The organism is Aeromonas sp. QDB54, from assembly GCF_027707385.1.
Classification (GTDB): domain Bacteria; phylum Pseudomonadota; class Gammaproteobacteria; order Enterobacterales; family Aeromonadaceae; genus Aeromonas; species Aeromonas hydrophila.
On the sequence record NZ_JAPCIT010000004.1, the window covers coordinates 242,411 to 260,612 of the forward strand.

An 18,202-nucleotide genomic window follows, 5' to 3' on the forward strand; every position below is an offset into this window, starting at 1 on the left:
CAATTGACAACAGAATATAAAATGACCAATCAAGAATTCGACCTGCACCACGTCTGGCACCCCTATACCTCCCTCACCCATCCCCTGCCCTGCTATGAAGTGGCCAGTGCCAAGGGAGTGACCCTCACCCTCAGCGACGGCCGCGAGCTGGTGGACGGCATGAGCTCCTGGTGGGCTTGCGTGCACGGCTATCAGGTGCCGGAGCTCGATGCGGCCGCCACTGCCCAGCTCGGCAAAATGTCCCACGTGATGTTTGGCGGCCTCACCCACGCCCCCGCCGTCGATCTGTGCCGCAAGCTGGTGGAGATCACGCCAGCCAAGCTGGATCGGGTATTTCTGGCGGACTCCGGCTCGGTGGCGGTGGAAGTGGCGCTCAAGATGGCGCAGCAGTACTGGCACGCCAAGGGGACGCCCAGGGCCAAGTTTGTCGCCCTGCGCGGCGGCTATCACGGCGATACCTTCGGCGCCATGAGCGTCTGCGATCCGGATGGCGGCATGCACGAGCTCTACAAGGGCTTCCTGCCCGAGCACCATTTTGTCGAAGCGCCCAGCTGCCGCTTCCACGCCGAGTGGGACGAGCAGTGCGTGGTGGAGCTCGCCACCCTGGTGGCGGACCATCACGAGGAAATAGCCGCCATCGTGCTCGAGCCCATCGTGCAGGGCGCTGGCGGCATGCGCTTCTACCATCCCCGCTACCTGCAGTGGGTACGCGCCCTGTGCGACGAGTTCGGCCTGCTGCTGATTGCCGACGAGATCGCCACCGGCTTTGGCCGCACCGGCCAGCTGTTTGCCTGCGACTGGGCCGGCATCAGCCCCGACATCATGTGCCTTGGCAAGGCGCTCACCGGCGGCTACCTGACGCTGTCGGCCACGCTCACGACCGAGCATGTGGCTCGCACCATCTGTGACGGGAAGGCGGGCGTCTTCATGCACGGTCCCACCTTCATGGGCAACCCATTGGCCTGCGCCGTGGCCAACGCCTCCATCGATCTGCTGCTGGCCTCGCCGTGGCAGGAGCGGGTCCGCGCCATCGAACACCAACTCAAAACCGAACTGGTGGCGCTGACCCTGCACCCGGCGGTGGCGGATGTGCGGGTGCTTGGCGCCATCGGGGTGGTGGAGATGAAGGACCGGGTGGACGTGGCGCGCATCCAGCGCAAATTCGTCGAACTGGGCGCCTGGATCCGCCCGTTTGGCAAGCTGATCTATCTGATGCCCCCCTTCGTCATCAGCCCGGCACAATTAACCGTGCTGACCAACGCCATCACCGCCGCCATCCACAGCGACGAGTTCTGAGTCAGAGGTGGCAGGCCCTGCCCGACCGGGCAGGGTCTTTTGACTCTTTTTCATCAGAATGTGAGCGAGACACCAGACCCGGGCGACCAAGACGCGTAGACTGCGCGGGTTTTACCCAACAGATGTACCGTTCCCATGCGCCTCTCCATTGCTGCCAAAATCAACTTCTTCCTGCTGTTCATCTTCTCCATGGTGCTGGTGTTCTCCGCCGCCTATCAGGCGGTGCGCGAACGCGACCTGATCCTGACCCTCATCAAGGAACAGAGCCGCGAGCAGACCGAGGCCTACTTCGACGGTCTCAACATGCTGATGCTGACCGGCAAGATGGATGCCCGCGACACCCTGCGCGGCAAGTTTCTCGAGCACGCCCACGTGGAGGATGCCCGTATCGTGCGCAGCGAGGCGGTGAGCAAGCAGTACGGAGCTGGCCACCAGAGCGAGCAGCCCAAGGACAGGTTCGATGAGCTGGCACTGGCCGGCAAGGGCAGCCTGGAGGTGGTACACGACGGCATGCACAGCAAGCTGGTGGTGACCCGCCCGCTGCTGGCCAAGAAGGATTTTCGCGGCACCGACTGCACCAGCTGCCACCTGGTGCCGGAGAATACCGTGCTGGGGGCGGTGCGCTTTGACTACTCCCTCGATACCCTGTTTACCCGGGTCGAGCAGAACATCCTCACCTCGGCGCTCAGCCTCACCGTCATCTTCGGCCTGGGGCTGCTGCTGACCCTCTGGGTCATCCGCACCTGGATCGTCCGCCCCCTCAACCAGCTGACCCGCTCCATGGAGGAGGCCACCGACCTGCACGACTTCGGCCACCGGCTGGAAGGAGATGAAGGGGACGAGATTGGCCGGGTGGCGCTGGCCTACAACCAGATGCTCGACAGCGTGGAGCGTCAGCTCGGCAAACGACCCGCCGCACCGATGGAGGGGAGCGAGCAGAAGGCGACAGAGAGAAGAAAAGAGGGCTAGCCCAGGTAGTAGAACAGCAGACTGGCGATCAGGATCAACAGCAAGATGGTCAGGTGCACCCGCCCCGTGTCCTCCTGCCGCCGGCAGCGTCGGCGCTCCGCCAGCAGCACCGCCAGGGTCAGCAGACAGCAACTCCAGAGCCCGTGCAGCAGCCAGGGGGTGAGCAGGGGATCCCAGCTCTGGCGTACCCTGACCCCGCCATAGACCAGAAAACCGTAGGCCGTCTGCGGTCTGGCGAAGTGGTAGAGGGAGAGCAGGACGATAAAGCCGCCCCAGCAGAGCATCACCAACCCCTGCAACACCCGTGTCAGCCGGTCCGGCCCCCGTCGCCGCTCTTTCACGCTTATCCCCCGTCCAACTGGCCTGCCAATCCACCGATAGGCGCCGAAATCCCCCCCAGAGTCCGACATTTTTGCTTGTTTATCAAACCTGCGCGGGTAAGATTGACGGCTTAGTCTGCCATGATGGGCCAAGATTGCCCGGGCCAGACCCCAAGTGTTGCAAATAGCGCTGCAAGAACAAGCTGGAGACAATATTTCGATGACGCACGCATCCGTAGTAGATGTGCTGACCGGTAAGTATGCGGTCGGCACCACCCAGACAGTGAAAGGGTGGATCCGGACCCGCCGCGATTCCAAGGCGGGGATCTCATTTTTGGCCATCTCCGATGGCTCCTGTTTCCATCCGGTACAGGCAGTCGTCCCCAATACCCTGGCCAATTACGAGAATGAAGTGCTGCGTCTGACCACGGCTTGCTCGGTGGAAGTGACCGGCCTGGTGGTCGAGTCTCAGGGCAGCGGCCAGGCGTTCGAACTGCAGGCCACCGACGTCAAGGTGGTGGGCTGGGTCGAAGATCCGGATACCTACCCCATGTCCGCCAAGCGTCACAGCGTCGAATACCTGCGCGAGCAGGGCCACCTGCGCGCCCGCACCAACATCGTCGGCGCCGTGACCCGGGTACGCAACTGCCTCTCCCAGGCCATCCACCGCTTCTTCCACGAGCAGGGTTATCTGTGGATCGCCGCGCCGCTCATCACCGCCTCCGACACCGAAGGCGCCGGCGAGATGTTCCGCGTCTCCACCCTGGATATGGAAAACCTGCCGCGCACCCCGCAAGGCAAGGTGGACTATGACAAGGACTTCTTCGGCAAAGAGACCTTCCTGACCGTATCCGGCCAGCTCAACGTCGAGACCTACGCCTGCGCGCTGTCCAAGGTCTACACCTTCGGGCCGACCTTCCGCGCCGAAAACTCCAACACCAGCCGCCACCTGGCCGAGTTCTGGATGGTTGAGCCGGAAGTGGCTTTCGCCGATCTGGAAGACAACGCCGCCCTGGCCGAAGCCATGCTGAAGTATGTCTTCAACGCCGTGCTGGCCGAGCGCCGCGACGATCTGGAGTTCTTCGCCCAGCACGTGGACAAGGACGCCATCGGTCGTCTGGAGCGCTTCGTCGCCTCCGACTTCGCCCAGATTGACTACACCGACGCCATCGAAGTGCTGAAGAACTGCGGCAAGAGCTTCGAGTTCCCGGTCTCCTGGGGTATCGACCTCTCTTCCGAGCACGAGCGCTACCTGGCCGAAGAGCACTTCAAGTCCCCGGTGGTAGTGAAGAACTACCCGAAAGACATCAAGGCCTTCTACATGCGCCTCAACGACGACGGCAAGACCGTCGCCGCCATGGACGTACTGGCCCCGGGCATCGGCGAGATCATCGGCGGCTCCCAGCGTGAAGAGCGTCTGGACGTGCTGGATGCCCGTCTTGCCGAGATGGGCCTGAACAAGGAAGACTACTGGTGGTATCGCGACCTGCGCCGCTACGGTACCGTGCCGCACTCCGGTTTCGGTCTGGGCTTCGAGCGTCTGGTGGTTTACGTGACCGGCATGGGCAACGTGCGCGACGTGATCCCCTTCCCGCGCACCCCGCGCACCGCCGAGTTCTGATTACAGGACTTTCCCTTAAAAGCCGACCTCAGGGTCGGCTTTTTGTTGCCCGTCCGGCGGCCGGACGGCCTTGCCGGCACCACAATTAATCATTCTTGCCGCCCTCCGTCACGCCCCCTTGCTGACACACCCGCCCCGCGCCAGCCGTTGAGCCCCATACGCTGCCACTTATTGCCCGCAAAATAACAAAAACGTTAATACGTGGTTTTTATGACGTTAAATCAAAAAGCGATGAGTTATTGAAGTACCTCAAATTTTTGCCCTTTTTTGGCAGGCACAATAACCACTAACCCTTTAGGGCTAAATAAAAAACAGACAATCCCGGTCCATGAGCCCAACACAGCACAGACATGGATTAAATAACGCGAGGTAATGGAATGATCTTGATGGAATTTTTGGTGGTACTCGGCTGCTTGCTGCTGGGTACCCGGTTTGGGGGCATGGGGCTGGGTCTCATCAGCGGCATCGGTCTGTTCCTGCTGACCTTCGTGTTCGGTCTCACCCCGGGCGAACCGCCGGTGCAGGTGATGCTGACCATACTGGCGGTGATCGGCTGCGCCGCCACCCTGCAGACCGCCGGCGGTCTCAACCTGATGATGCAGGTGGCCGAGCGTCTGCTGCGCCGCCACCCCCAGTACATCACCCTGCTGGCGCCGCTCACCACCTGGACCCTCACCTTCCTGTGCGGTACCGGCCACGTGGTCTACACCATGTTCCCCATCATCGCCGACATCGCACTGCAGAAGAACATCCGCCCGGAACGGCCGATGGCGGTCGCTTCCGTCGCCTCCCAGATGGCGATCTGCGCCTCGCCGGTGTCGGTGGCCGTGGTCTCCATGGTCTCCATCCTGGCGGCCGGTCACGGCATCGGTCAGGCCTACAGCCTGCTCGACATCCTGATGGTAGCCATCCCCTCCTCGCTCACCGGGGTCATAGTCGCGGCCCTCTGGAGCCTGCGTCGCGGCAAGGATCTGGACAAGGACGAAGAGTTCCAGGCCAAGATCAAGGATCCGGAGCAGCGAGCCTTCGTCTACGGCGGTGGTGAGACCCTGCTCAACACCAAGTTCCCGAAAGAGGCCTACTGGTCGACCTGGATCTTCTTCGCAGCCATCGCCGCCGTGGTGGTGCTGGGGGCCGACGCCTCCCTGCGCCCGGTGTTCGAAATGGGTGGCAAGACCGGCCCGCTCTCCATGAACCTGGTGATCCAGATGATGATGCTGATCGCCGGCGCCATCATCCTGATGCGCTGCAAGGTCAAACCGGGTGACATCTCCAACGGCGCCGTGTTCAAGGCCGGCATGGTGGCGATCTTCTCGGTATTCGGGGTCGCCTGGATGAGCGAAACCTTCTTCCAGGCCCACATGCCGCTGCTGAAAGAAACCCTGGCCCATGTGGTGCAGGCCCAGCCCTGGACCTATGCCCTGGTGCTGTTCCTCATCTCCAAGCTGGTGAACAGCCAGGCCGCCGCCCTGACCGCCATCGCTCCCATGGGGCTGGCGCTGGGTGTGGAGCCCAAGCTACTGATCGCCTTCCTGCCGGCGAGCTACGGCTACTTCGTGCTGCCGACCTACCCGAGCGATCTGGCCTGTATCGGTTTCGACCGCTCCGGTACCACCCGCATCGGCAAGTTCATCATCAACCACAGCTTCATCATTCCGGGTCTGATCGGGGTCGCCACCTCCTGTACCCTGGGTTATCTGCTGACCAGCATACTGCTCTAAGCAACACACCGCTTAGCCAGTCCAGCAGGCCCCCCCGGGGGCCTGCTGTTTTGTGCCCTGCCCCATCCCGTTTTGCCAACCGCCCGCACTCTGGGTAGCATGACCCCTCTTTTCTTTGCGGAATCTCCCCCATGTCTCGCGTCATCGTGCTCTGGAGCGGCGGCAAGGATGCCATGCAGGCCCTCTGCCATGCCCGCGAAGCGGGTCATCAGGTAGTGGCACTGGCCACCTTTGCACCGCCCGAACCCCGCTTTCTGGCCCATCCCCTATCACAGGTGCGTCGGCAGGCGGCGGCCCTCGGGCTGCCCCATCTGCTGATCACCATCGAAGCGCCGTTCGATCTCGGTTATGAGCGGGCGCTGGCGGCATTGAAAGAGGAGTGGCGCCTGGATGGGGTGGTCACCGGCGATATCGACAGCGTGGGGGGCGCGCCGAACTGGATCCGCGAGCGCTGCCGCCCGCTCGATCTGGCCGTTCACACCCCGCTCTGGCAGCAAAGCCGCGAGGCGCTGCTGGCAGACCTGCTGACCCGCGGCATCGTCGCCCACCTCTCCTGCGTCGACACCCGGGTGCTGGCCCCCGAGTGGGTGGGGCGCACCCTCGATACCGCCACCCTGGCCGAGTTGCAGCAGCTGGCGGCAAGCCGGGGCTTCGATGCCTGCGGCGAGCAGGGGGAGTACCACACCATGGTGACCGACGGCCCGGGCTTTGCGGCGCCGCTGGTGCTCGGCCGCTGGCAGGTTGCCCGTCAGGAGCAGCTCGCCTACCTGCTGGAGGATGAGGGGTAGCAGGACAGCTCGTCTGCACCGGCATGTCAGATAAAAAAACGGGAGGCGATGGCCTCCCGTTTTGCTTTTCTTTGACGCTGACCTAGTTGGCCAGCTTGCCCAGCACCCGCTGCAGCAGGCGGATGCGTGGCTCGATGCTCTCCAGCAGCAGGAACTCCGCCTCCGAGTGGAAACCGCCCCCCATGGGGCCGAAGCCATCCAGCGACGGCACCCCGGCGGCGGCGGTGAAGTTGGCATCCGAGCCGCCACCAGCCTCCAGCCAGTTGAAGGTGATCCCCTCCTCCTTGGCTGCCGCAGCCACCAGCGCCATCAGCGCCTCGGTGTCGCCACTCGGGCGCATCGCCGGCTTGAAGCTCTGGCGATCCACCTCGACCCGGCAACCGGCGAGGAAGGGGTTGTTGGCCATGAAGGTGAGCCGCTCGTGCACGGCGGCCGCTTCGTCATTGCTCCAGAAGCGCAAGTCGACGATCGCCTCGGCAAAATCCGGCACCACGTTGACGCCGGTCCCCCCCTGCACCACCCCCACGTTCATGGTGGTGCCGGTATCGAGGTTGACCTGCTCGTTGATGGCGAGCACCCAATGGGCCAGCTCGGTGATAGCTGAGACCCCTTCGGTGAGGGCCGAGCCAGCGTGGGAGGCCTTGCCGTGGAAGGTAATGCGGTACTTGGCATTACCCTTGCGAGCGCTGATGAGATCGCCGTTGGGGCGCGCCGCCTCAGCCACCAGCACGCAGCCGCTCTGCTTGGCTTTTTCCACCAGCCACTCTTTGGACCAGGGGGAGCCAATCTCCTCGTCGCAGTTGCAGCAGACCAGCACCTTGAGCTTGGCCAGCACGGCGGGATCCATCCCTTTCAAGGCATACCAGATGGAGAGCAATCCGCTCTTCATGTCCGACACACCGGGACCAAAGGCCTGATTGCCTTCCACTTTCAGCGGCCGCTTGGCGGCTGTCCCCACGGGGAATACGGTGTCCATGTGGCCCACCAGCATCACATCGTAGTGGCTGGCGCCGGGGGCATTGGTTGCCTCGAGGCAGGGGCCGCACTCGGCGGCAAACTGGTGGCGGGTCACCTGCCAGCCGATGGCCTCATATTTCTCGGCCATGATATCGGCGACCCGAGCCACCCCGGCCGGGGTGCGGGTACCGCAATCGAGGTTGATGAGCGGGGCCAGATCCGCTAGGTAGGCGTCCAGGGAAAAAGCGTTGCGAGAGTCTGTCATTGTCATCTCCTGAGGCGGGAGGACACACCTCCCGCCCGACGGCCGAATGAAAGGGGCGGACGACCCGGGCCGTCCGCCGCCCGGTTACATAAACAGCAGATAGTTGAGGGGGAGCGCGGTCACCAGGGCGCCGGCCATGGGCACGCAGGTGCGCTTGACCACCACGAAGGGGGAGACCTTGGCGATGCCCGCACAGGCGATCAGCACCGCCGCGATGGGGGAGACGGTGCGGCCGATGCTGGAGGCGAGCTGCATCGGCAGCAGCATGGTCACCGCCGGTACGCCGAACTTGGCAGCCACCGCCGGCGCCAGGGTCGAGAAGCTCAAGAATGCCGCGTTGCCCGAGCCCATGATGACCGCCGCCACCATGATGAGACCCACCATCACCAGGGTCATCAGACCGCTGCCGATACCGGCATTGCTGGCAGAGTGCAGCAGGGTATCGATGGCGCCAATGGCCTTGAGGGACTCGGCAAACAGCTCGGCACAGACGATGAGCGCCACCACGGGGCCGAACACCTTGCCCATGCCGTCGAGGAAGCTGGAGAGCCCGGCGAAGGCGGTGCGCACCGAGCGGGTGCGCAGCAGCTCGCACAGCATGCCGATAAAGACCGACAGCAGCATGGCCACCTCCACGCTGACGCTGATGGTGGTCACCAGCAGTTTCGAGAAGGTCATCATCAACACGAAAGGAATGATGGGCAGCAGAGCATACCAGGTGGGCGCCGCCACCGCCTCGGTACCCTGCTCGTCCAGCTCGGCGTGCTCGCCGCGATGCAGGGCCGGATCCCAGCCATCCTGACGGTCACAGTGCCGCTGCCAGAAGAAATGCAGCACCATGGTCACCAGCAGCATGGGGGCCACCAGCCAGATCTGGTAGTCGACGAAATAGCTGGTGGGATCCATGCCGGATTGGCCGGCGGAGAAGATGGCGTTGGTCTGGGTCGGGCCGATTTCGAACGCCTGGGAGGTGGCGATGACGCCGCAGGCGGAAGCCGGGCTGATGCCGAGGTTGCGCATCACCGGGTACATGGTGACCATCAACAGCAGGCCAAGGCCGGTGGCGGAGGTGACGAACAGGGAGACGAAGACCGCCACCAGGTAGCAGATGGCCAGCATCAGGTAGCTGGACTGGATGCCCGCCACCGGTTTGACCGCCACCCGCACCAGCGCCTGGGAGGCACCGATATGGGACATGTAGGTGGCAAAGCCGGCCACCGCCATGATGGTGAGGCCGAGGCCCGCCGCACGGTAGGAGAAGATCCCCTTGAACACCTCGAACAGGTCGAACAGGGCGAAGCCGGTGCTCTTGTCGGCGGGCAGAATGGGGTGCAGTCCCAGCCAGTAGGCGACGGTGAAGATGGCCATGCCGGCCAGTGCCAGCACCGCCTGCGGGTTGTAATCCTTGACGATGCCGTAGACCACGGCCAGCAGTACGAGCAAGACGAAGACGAGTTCCAAATATTCACTCCTGATAAAGTTATCGAGGAGCGGAATCTAGTGGTCTGACCGCGCTTTCCCATTGATCCCCGTCAAGAAAGATGGCTTGACCGCACCCCAATGAAACAAAATGCTACACATATAACAAAAAACAGCAATTTAAACTAAAGGCAAACCTTTAGAATCCCTTTGCCACGCGTTCTGGCGAATAACCTCAGGCTTTTTTGCTTTGGATCAACGTCAGGGGCCAGTGAACTGGCCAAGATGCGCATCGACACACAGCGACCATTCGCGCCGGAGAGAGTTATGACAGACCGAGCCAACGCAGGCATGACGACCTGCGACTACAAGCTATGGGACATCCTCGTCGAGTCTGCAAAGGAACGCACCACCATTCGTTACTCCAAGCTGGCCAGGCAGGCCGGGCTGGAGAATTGCCAGGATGAGCTGCGCACGCTGCTGCAACGCATCCGCATGTACTGCACCGAGCACCAGTTGCCGATCCTCTCCGCCATCGTGGTGGACGATGTGGGCAAATATACCGGCCTCTCCTCCAGTCTGCCGGACGCCCCCTGGGAGCGTGCCAAGGTGTTTGACTACCAGTGGCCGGTTGCGCCCTGAGTCATCCACCCCTCACAATAACGCGCCCGCCGGCGCGTTTTGTACTTCTTTGGGCCCCCTTTTCCTGAACCGCAGGCAAAAAAAACCCGCCGAGACGGCGGGTACTAAGCAAGCAACGCTCTGGATGACCAGAGTAAAGAGTTCAGGCTGTCGAATCTTGCCACCTCCGGCACCACGCGAAAGAGGTAACAGGACAACATGGGTTTGCATAAATCGCTGATTTATCCAAGCTTCATGCTGACCATCGACGGGAAATGAGACTAAAGTGAAGGCCCTGCTTAAGGAAATGATTTATTAGTATTCCATTATGCACAGAATGAATTTACGAGGCGTCGACCTCAACCTGCTGGTGGTGCTCAAGGCACTGCTGGAGGAGCGCAACACCACCAAGGCCGCCGAACGGCTCGCCATGAGCCAGCCGGCCGTCAGCCGCGCACTGGCCCGCTTGCGTCTGCTCTATGACGATCCCCTGCTGATCCGCACTCCCCAGGGCATGGAACCCACCGCCCGGGCGGAGGCCTTGCTGCTGCCGCTGCGGGAGATCCTGCACGACATCGAGCAGACCTTCAGCCCCCCCGAGCAGCTCGACCCCGCCCAGTTCGAGGGAGTGCTGCGCATCGGGGCCCACACCTATGTGGAGTACGTGATGATGCCGAGCCTGCTGGCCCGGCTGCAGCAGCAGGCGCCCAACCTGCGCATCCACATGGTGCCGCTCAATGCGGACTACGAAAGCCAGCTCGATGAAGGGGTCATCAGCATGGTGATCAGCAAGCAAGACGAGGTGCCCGGCCGTTTTCGCCGCATCCCGCTGTTCGAGGACAAGCTGATCTGCGCCGCCCACCGCAGCCACCCGCTGCAGGGCCAGGTGCTGTGCATCGAATCCTTCGCCCAGGCCCAGCACCTGCTGGTCGCTCCCCGCGGCAGCGAAGGGGGCATCGTCGATGATCTGCTGGCCGCCCACGGCATGACCCGGCACACCCCCTTGATCGTACAAAGCTTTCTGGCGGCCCCCTTCATCCTGCCGTGCGCGCCTCTGCTGCTCACCTCCCCCGCCCGGGTGCTGCGCCCGCTGATGCCGCTGCTGGATCTGGTGGAGTACGAGACCCGCTTCGCCCTGCCCACCTTCGAAGTGAGCCTCATTCGTCATCGTCGCGACGACAACAACGCCATGCTCAACTGGTTCGAATCCGAACTGCACCTCTGGTGTCGCACCCAGAGCGAACTCTGATGCCCGCCGGCGCGTCCCGCGCCGGGCACTTTTCCCCTCCCCCCAGGCCCGACCAGCACCTCTCCCCACCTCCCCCATGCGCATCGGCGTTGCCTTGAGATCGCCACAATGCCAGAATCGGGCCTCTTCTTGATTTCCCGTTTCAGGACTCAAGTTTCGGCTTTCCGGGCCCATGCCCGCAGACAAGGACTCCCCATGGCCACCACCCTCTATGGCATCAAGAACTGCGACACCATCAAGAAAGCCCGCAAGTGGCTGGAGCAGGCCGGCATCGACTACCGCTTTCACGACCACCGTGCCGATGGCCTGAATCCGGACGATCTCGACCACTGGCTGAGCCAGCTCGGCTGGGAGGCGCTGCTCAACAGCCGCGGCACCACCTTTCGCGCCCTGCCGGACGAGGCCAAACAGGGGCTCGACACCGCCAAGGCGCGCGCTCTGTTGCTGGAGCACCCGGCCATGATCAAGCGCCCGCTGCTGGACCGAGACGGCGAGCTGACCCTGGGCTTCAAGGCCGATCACTACCAATCCCTCTTCTCTCGTTAAACTTTTTTGCTAAGGAACGCTGATGTCGGATGTCATCGCACTGGCCAAGGATCTGATCCGCCGCCCCTCCGTTACCCCGCTGGATGAAGGGTGCCAGACCCTGATGGCGGAGCGCCTCGCCAAGCTCGGCTTCGTCATCGAGCCCATGGTGTTCGAAGACACCACCAACCTCTGGGCCCGCCGGGGCAGCGAGGGGCCGCTGTTCTGCTTCGCCGGCCACACCGACGTGGTGCCCGCCGGCCCACTGGAAAAATGGCATACCCCGCCGTTCGAGCCGACCATCCAGGATGGCGTGCTGTACGGCCGTGGTGCCGCCGACATGAAGGGCTCGCTGGCCGCCATGGTGGTGGCGGTCGAACGCTTCGTCGCCGAGCATCCGGATCACTCCGGGTCCATCGCCTTCCTAATCACCTCCGATGAAGAGGGGCCCTTCATCAACGGCACCACCCGGGTGATCGACACCCTGGAAGCGCGCCACGAGAAGATCACCTGGTGCATCGTCGGCGAACCCTCCTCCACCGCCGTGGTGGGGGATGTGGTGAAGAACGGCCGGCGCGGCTCCATCACCGGCGATCTGCTGGTGCGCGGGGTGCAGGGCCACGTCGCCTACCCCCATCTGGCGGACAACCCGATCCACAAGGCGGCGCCAGCGCTGGCGGAGCTCGCCGCCACCGTGTGGGATGAGGGCAACGCCTACTTCCCGCCCACCAGCTTCCAGATAGCCAACATCTCGGCCGGCACCGGCGCCTCCAACGTCATTCCCGGCGAATTGCACGTCCAGTTCAACTTCCGCTTCAGCACAGAACTGACCGACCTGGATATCCGCGAGCGGGTCGAAGCCCTGCTGGACAGGCATGGTCTCGATTACCAGATCGACTGGACCCTCTCCGGCCAACCCTTCCTCACCGACACCGGCAAGCTGCTGGCGGCCGCGGTCTCTGCCATCGAGGCGGTCAACGGCCAGCAGCCGGCCCTGCTCACCACCGGCGGCACCTCGGACGGGCGCTTTATCGCCCCCACCGGCGCCGAAGTGATCGAGCTGGGCCCGGTCAACGCCACCATCCACAAGGTGAACGAGTGCGTGAAGGCGGACGATCTGGATCTGCTGGCAGACATGTACCAAGGGGTGCTCGCGAGGTTACTGGCATGACCCAGGAGCAACTGCTGGGGTTGGATGAAGGTCACCTCATCCTAGTGGGGCAAGGCCCGCACCGGCTGACAGCCGCCACCGCGGCGGCCTTCAACGACATGCAGGTAGCCGCCGCCCACGCCGGTTTCAACCTGCAGCCCGCCTCTAGCTGGCGCGACTTTGATCGCCAGCTCGCCATCTGGAACGGCAAGTGGCGCGGCGAACGACCGCTGCTCGATGCCAACAGCCAGCCCATCGACGCCCTGCAACTGAGCGACGAGGAGCGCCTCCACGCCATCCTGCGCTGGAGCGCCCTGCCCGGCACCAGTCGCCACCACTGGGGCACCGATCTCGACATCTACGATCCGGACTGCCTGCCCGCCGGCACCAGGCTGGCGCTGGAGCCCTGGGAGTATGAAGCCGGGGGCTGGTTCGCCGACCTGAGCGAGTGGCTTGAGGATCGCATGAACGACTTCGGCTTCTTCCTGCCCTATGCCAAACCGGTCGGTGCCGGCAGCGGGGTTGCCTACGAGCCCTGGCACATCAGCTTTGCGCCTGAGTCCCGCGAGCAGCGGCTCGACCCGGCCGCGCTGGCACTTTGCCTGCAACAGGCGGATATTGAAGGCAAGGCGACCATACTGGCCAACCTCGACGAGATCCTGACCCGCTATGTCACCCTGGCCACCGACGAAAGGAGTAGCACATGAACCTCTGGCTCTGGATAGGCTTGCCACTGCTCTTCCTGCTCGGCCTGTTTCTCAACGCCATCAAGGACATGAAGCGACTGGAGAAAGAGCTGCCCCGCTACAAGGACAAGATCCGGGAAGTGAAGGACGACGAGGACGACTGACTCGCGTCCGCCAGACAGGGGCACCCACGGGTGCCCCTGTCGCTATCTGTCCACTTTGTGAACATGGTCACGTTGCTCGCCGCGCTGGCGACGCCGACGACCGCCTTTTGATGGCCAGAACCCTTCGCAGCCATGACACCAAAAATGTAAAAAACTGCAAATAAATGCACAATTAAGCCACACCGAGCCCAACAAACTGCATATAATGTGCCTGATTTGCATTTTGACAGAAGGAGTTCGCCATTGGATGCCGTCACCATCAACAGTTTTTTCCTCGTCGCGGCCTTGTTGGTGGGCGCCAGTGTCCTGTTGAGCGCGCTCTCCTCCCGTCTCGGTATCCCCATCCTGGTGATCTTCCTCGCCGTCGGCATGCTGGCCGGTGAAGATGGCCCCGGCGGCATCCACTTCGCCGACTACTCCATCGCCTATCTGGTGGGCAACCTGGCGCTCGCCATCATCCTGCTCGACGGCGGCATGCGAACCCGGGTCTCCTCGTTTCGGGTGGCGCTCTGGCCCGCGCTGTCGCTGGCCACGGTCGGGGTGGCCATCACCACTGGCCTCACGGGCCTCGCCGCCGCCTGGCTGTTTGACCTCAACCTGATGCAAGGGATGCTGATCGGCGCCATCGTGGGCTCCACCGATGCGGCAGCGGTGTTCTCCCTGCTCGGCGGACGCAGCCTCAACGAGCGGGTCAGCGCCACCCTGGAGATAGAATCGGGCAGCAACGACCCCATGGCGGTGTTTCTCACCGTCACCCTGATCGAGGTGCTGGCCAGCGCCCAGCAAGACCTCAACGCCGGTTTTCTGCTGCTGCAGCTGCTCAAGCAGTTTGGGCTGGGCGCCGGCATCGGCCTTGGCGGCGGCTGGCTGCTGTGGAAGCTCATCAACAGCGCCAAGCTGGCCCCCGGCCTCTACCCGCTGCTCACCGTCAGCGGCGGCCTGCTCATCTTCGCCCTCACCACGGCTGTGGGCGGCAGCGGCATCCTAGCCATCTATCTCACCGGCCTCTTGCTCGGCAACCTTTCCCTGCGCAGCCGCAGCACCACCTTGTCGGTGCTGGACGGCCTGACCTGGCTCAGCCAGATCGGCATGTTTCTGGTGCTGGGGCTGCTCGCCTCCCCCCACAAGCTGCTGCCCATCGCCCTGCCGGCGCTGGCGCTGGCCATGTGGATGATCCTGTTCGCCCGCCCCATCTCGGTCTGGATCGGGCTGCTGCCGTTCAAGAACTTCGCTCCACGCGAGCGCTGGTTCATCTCCTGGGTCGGCCTGCGCGGCGCGGTGCCGATCATTCTGGCGGTGTTCCCCATGATGGCGGGGCTGCCCAACGCCCAGCTCTACTTCAATGTCGCCTTCTTCGTGGTGCTGGTCTCGCTCATCTTGCAGGGCAGCTCGCTGCCGCTGGCCTCCAGGCTGGCGCGGGTGGAAGTGCCGGCGCCCCCCTCGCCCATCAACCGCTCCGGGCTCGAGATCGATCTCGACAGCCAGTGGGAGACATTCGTCTATCGCCTGAGCGACGAGAAGTGGTGCATCGGCTCGCCGCTGCGGGATCTGCGCATGCCCAAGGGCACCCGCATCTGCGCCCTGTTCCGGGATCAGGAGCTGCTGCACCCCTCGGGCAGTACCTGTCTGCAATCCGATGACATCCTCTGCGTCATCGGCCACGAGCGCGACCTGCCCGCCCTCGGCCAGCTGTTCAGCCAGGCGCCAGAGCAGGATCTGGGCCCGCGCTTCTTCGGCGACTTCCTGCTGGAGGCGGCCGCCAACCTGGTGGATCTCGCCCCCCTGTACGGGCTGGATGTGAGCGAGGTGGCGGATCAGACCCTTGGCCATTTCATTGCCCACCAGTTGGGCGATAATCTGGTGGTCGGCGACCACGTCGAATGGCAGGGACTGATCTGGACCGTGGCCGAAATGGACGAGGGTGAGCCCCGCAAGATCGGGGTGCGCTTTCTGGAAGAAGATCCGGTCTGATCGTCGTTGTCTGCCTCGTCCTCTGCGAGAAGGGAGTTACCTATGCCTTACCAAACCCTGTTGTCCGGCTTGCAACCCCCTTCGCCCCAGCTGGGGGTGATCGAGGGCTTCTTTGGCAAGGGCTGGAGCTGGGAAGCCCGCGCCCGCTACGCCCAGTGGCTGCCCCGCCACGGTTACGGCTTCTATCTCTATGCCCCCAAGGAAGATGGCTACCTGCGCAAGCATTGGGCCAAGCCCTGGCCTGCCGCCCAACTCGAGGCGCTGCGCCAGCTCGCCCGCCAGTGCCGCGACAACGGCCTCGCCTTCGGGGTGGGCCTGAGCCCCATGGGCGCGCACCACGACTATGCCCGCCAGCGGCCGGCCCTGCTGGAAAAGGTGCGGCTCATCGAGGATGAGCTCAAACCCGACATCCTGGCCGTGCTGTTTGACGACATGAAGGGGGATACCCCGGATCTCGCCCACTGGCAGCTCACCATCGCCCACGACATCGCGGCCCACACCCGCGCCGGCCGGCTGCTGTTCTGCCCGAGCTACTACAGCACGGACCCCGTGCTGGAGAAGGTGTTCGGCGCCATGCCGCCCCACTATCTGCAGGATCTGGGGCAGGGGCTGGACAAGCGCTTCGAGATCTTCTGGACCGGCCCCAAAGTCTGCTCCAGCGACTATCCGGCGGCCCACCTCAAGCAGGTGGCGGAGTGGCTGCATCGCAAGCCGTTCCTGTGGGACAACTACCCGGTCAACGACGGCAGCAAGGCCAGCAGCTTCCTGCACCTGCGCGCCTTCGAGAACCGTCCGGCGGAACTCGCCGAGCTGACCTCGGGCCATGCGGTCAACCCCATGAAGCAGGCGGCGCTGTCGGTGCTGCCGCTGGCCACCCTGCCGATGAGCTACAAGCTCGGCAAGCAGTACGATCCGGACAAGGCGCTGCACGCCTCCCTCAATGCCACCTGCGGCCCGCAGATCTCCGCCATGATCCAGGCCGATCTGCCGCTGTTTCAGGACATAGGGCTGGCCCAGCTGACCCCTGAGCAGGTGGCCCATCTCAAGGCCCGCTACCTGCCATTTCGCGACCAATCCTGCGTCGGCGAGATCCTGCGCTGGCTGGATGGCGAATACGTGTTCGACCCGGACTGTTTGACCGACTGACCCTCACCACAGAGACCCTGCCACAGGAGGCTGCATGGATGCGTCCCTGATTTACCAGAACCTGGCGGTGATCGCCGCCTTTCTGCTGGTCTACAGCCTGATCGCCGGGCGCTTTGAATCGCGACTCGTCAACGGCCCCCTGCTGTTTTTGCTGATGGGCTGGCTGCTGGGGCCGGGCGGCATCGAGCTGCTCTCCCTCTCCATCGACAGCGACGGCATCAAGCTGTTGGCGGAGCTGACCCTGGTCATAGTGCTGTTCAGCGACGCGGCCAACACCAACTGGCAGGTGCTGCAGGCCAACCGCGCCCTGCCCATCCGGCTGCTGCTGATCGGGCTGCCGCTCACCCTGGCGGCCGGCGCCCTGTTCGGCCACTGGCTCTTCCCCGATTTGCCGCTGCTGGAGATGGCGATCCTCTCCACCATACTCGCCCCCACCGATGCGGCACTCGGCAAGGCAGTGGTGAGCAACCCGGCGGTGCCCGCCCCCATCCGGGAGGGGCTCAATCAGGAGAGCGGCCTCAACGACGGCATCTGCGTACCCGTGCTGCTCCTGCTGCTCGCCCTTATCGCCCCGACCGAGCAGCACAGCGGCACCGGCCTGCTGGCTCTCACCTTGCTGCTGGAGGAGATCGGCATCGGCCTGCTGGTAGCCTGGGGGCTGACCAGCCTCACCCTGCGCCTGCTCAAGACTTCCTACCTCAACGGCTGGCAGCTGCCGCTCTGGCGCCAGCTCACCATGCCGGGGCTGGCCCTGCTCTGCTTCGCGCTGGCCCAGACCCTGGGCGGCAGCGGCTTCATCGCCGCCTTCGTCGGCGGCCTGCTGATCGGCCGCAAACTGGGGGAGCACAAGCACGCCTACCTGGACAGCTGCGAGGGGTACGGCGATCTGCTCTCGGTGGTGATCTGGATGGTGTTCGGCGCCACCCTGATGCCCATGCTGACGGAGCTGCTGCACTGGCAATACTGGCTCTATGCCGCCGCCAGCCTCACCCTGCTGCGCATACTGCCGGTCTGGCTGAGCCTGCTCGGCACCGGCCTCAAGCCCGAGCTCAAGCTCTTCATCGGCTGGTTCGGCCCACGCGGGTTGGCCAGCATCGTCTTTGCGGTGATGGTGTTGCAGCACGAGCCAGCCCTCCTCGGCCAGCGCCCCATCATCGCCACCGTGCTCTGCACCATCATCCTGAGCGTCATCCTGCACGGCATCAGCGCCAACCCCTGGGTCGCCCGCTTCAAGCCCCATTGACCTATTAAGGGGATACGCCGCCAACGAAAAAGCCCCGGGATTACCCCGGGGCTTTTCTTTTGTCAGGCACCAGGCCCGCCCGTGCCGGCCA

At 63.9% G+C, this 18,202-nt stretch carries 17 protein-coding genes; 14 read left to right on the plus strand and 3 right to left on the minus strand.

The window, feature by feature from the left end; all coding sequences use genetic code 11:
- The first annotated feature begins 21 nt into the window (after positions 1–21).
- Both bioA and PG881_RS05945 read left to right on the plus strand, forming a co-directional pair.
- Positions 22–1,296, plus strand: coding sequence for an adenosylmethionine--8-amino-7-oxononanoate transaminase (gene bioA / locus PG881_RS05940; protein ID WP_270798628.1), 1,275 nt, complete (start codon positions 22–24; stop codon positions 1,294–1,296).
- 135 nt (positions 1,297–1,431) lie between these two features.
- Entirely contained in the window at positions 1,432–2,265 is an 834-nt protein-coding gene (locus PG881_RS05945; RefSeq protein WP_043164868.1) for a HAMP domain-containing protein, read from the plus strand.
- On the opposite strand, the gene PG881_RS05950 is transcribed toward PG881_RS05945, so the two are convergent.
- Entirely contained in the window at positions 2,262–2,564 is a 303-nt protein-coding gene (locus PG881_RS05950; protein ID WP_270798687.1) for a hypothetical protein, read from the minus strand. The genes PG881_RS05945 and PG881_RS05950 overlap by 4 nt on opposite strands.
- A 241-nt stretch (positions 2,565–2,805) precedes the next feature.
- Between PG881_RS05950 and asnS the strand changes: the two genes are divergently transcribed.
- From asnS to PG881_RS05965, 3 genes are all read left to right on the plus strand, one after another.
- Positions 2,806–4,206, plus strand: a complete 1,401-nt coding sequence (gene asnS / locus PG881_RS05955; RefSeq protein ID WP_270798631.1) for an asparagine--tRNA ligase — start codon at positions 2,806–2,808, stop codon at positions 4,204–4,206.
- Between the two features lie 377 nt (positions 4,207–4,583).
- Positions 4,584–5,927 carry an anaerobic C4-dicarboxylate transporter gene (locus PG881_RS05960; protein WP_017410023.1) on the plus strand — a complete coding sequence of 448 codons (1,344 nt, stop codon included), beginning with the start codon at positions 4,584–4,586 and terminating at the stop codon, positions 5,925–5,927.
- A gap of 131 nt (positions 5,928–6,058) precedes the next feature.
- Positions 6,059–6,715: an adenine nucleotide alpha hydrolase gene (locus PG881_RS05965; RefSeq protein ID WP_270798633.1), complete on the plus strand. Its 657-nt coding sequence runs from the start codon at positions 6,059–6,061 to the stop codon at positions 6,713–6,715.
- An 82-nt stretch (positions 6,716–6,797) separates the two neighbouring features.
- Here the strand turns inward: PG881_RS05965 and PG881_RS05970 are convergent, their stop codons facing one another.
- Both PG881_RS05970 and dcuC read right to left on the minus strand, forming a co-directional pair.
- Entirely contained in the window at positions 6,798–7,937 is a 1,140-nt protein-coding gene (locus tag PG881_RS05970) for a M20 family metallopeptidase (RefSeq protein WP_270798635.1), read from the minus strand.
- An 84-nt stretch (positions 7,938–8,021) separates the two neighbouring features.
- Complete coding sequence (gene dcuC / locus PG881_RS05975; protein WP_270798637.1) at positions 8,022–9,398, minus strand: C4-dicarboxylate transporter DcuC; 1,377 nt, start codon at positions 9,396–9,398, stop codon at positions 8,022–8,024.
- Positions 9,399–9,683: 285 nt separating this feature from the next.
- On the opposite strand from dcuC, the gene PG881_RS05980 reads away from it, so the two are divergent.
- From PG881_RS05980 to PG881_RS06020, 9 genes are all read left to right on the plus strand, one after another.
- On the plus strand, positions 9,684–9,998 hold the full coding sequence (locus PG881_RS05980; RefSeq protein ID WP_024943845.1) for a hypothetical protein: 315 nt from the start codon (positions 9,684–9,686) through the stop codon (positions 9,996–9,998).
- A 316-nt stretch (positions 9,999–10,314) separates the two neighbouring features.
- On the plus strand, positions 10,315–11,226 hold the full coding sequence (locus PG881_RS05985) for a LysR family transcriptional regulator (RefSeq protein WP_005298997.1): 912 nt from the start codon (positions 10,315–10,317) through the stop codon (positions 11,224–11,226).
- A gap of 195 nt (positions 11,227–11,421) precedes the next feature.
- Positions 11,422–11,772, plus strand: coding sequence for an ArsC family reductase (locus tag PG881_RS05990; protein WP_257684517.1), 351 nt, complete (start codon positions 11,422–11,424; stop codon positions 11,770–11,772).
- Between the two features lie 22 nt (positions 11,773–11,794).
- The gene (gene dapE / locus PG881_RS05995; RefSeq protein WP_060388917.1) at positions 11,795–12,922 is read left to right on the plus strand and encodes a succinyl-diaminopimelate desuccinylase; all 1,128 of its coding nucleotides are present in this window, start codon (positions 11,795–11,797) and stop codon (positions 12,920–12,922) included.
- On the plus strand, positions 12,919–13,608 hold the full coding sequence (locus PG881_RS06000) for a M15 family metallopeptidase (protein ID WP_270798645.1): 690 nt from the start codon (positions 12,919–12,921) through the stop codon (positions 13,606–13,608). Before dapE ends, PG881_RS06000 begins: the two co-directional genes overlap by 4 nt.
- Positions 13,605–13,751: a hypothetical protein gene (locus PG881_RS06005; protein ID WP_005298986.1), complete on the plus strand. Its 147-nt coding sequence runs from the start codon at positions 13,605–13,607 to the stop codon at positions 13,749–13,751. The genes PG881_RS06000 and PG881_RS06005 overlap by 4 nt, the downstream gene beginning before the upstream one ends.
- A 243-nt stretch (positions 13,752–13,994) precedes the next feature.
- The gene (locus PG881_RS06010) at positions 13,995–15,722 is read left to right on the plus strand and encodes a potassium/proton antiporter (RefSeq protein ID WP_011705375.1); all 1,728 of its coding nucleotides are present in this window, start codon (positions 13,995–13,997) and stop codon (positions 15,720–15,722) included.
- Positions 15,723–15,764: 42 nt separating this feature from the next.
- The gene (locus tag PG881_RS06015) at positions 15,765–16,868 is read left to right on the plus strand and encodes a beta-N-acetylglucosaminidase domain-containing protein (RefSeq protein WP_270798647.1); all 1,104 of its coding nucleotides are present in this window, start codon (positions 15,765–15,767) and stop codon (positions 16,866–16,868) included.
- Positions 16,869–16,902: 34 nt separating this feature from the next.
- Entirely contained in the window at positions 16,903–18,111 is a 1,209-nt protein-coding gene (locus tag PG881_RS06020; protein ID WP_270798650.1) for a cation:proton antiporter, read from the plus strand.
- The last annotated feature ends 91 nt before the right edge of the window (positions 18,112–18,202 follow it).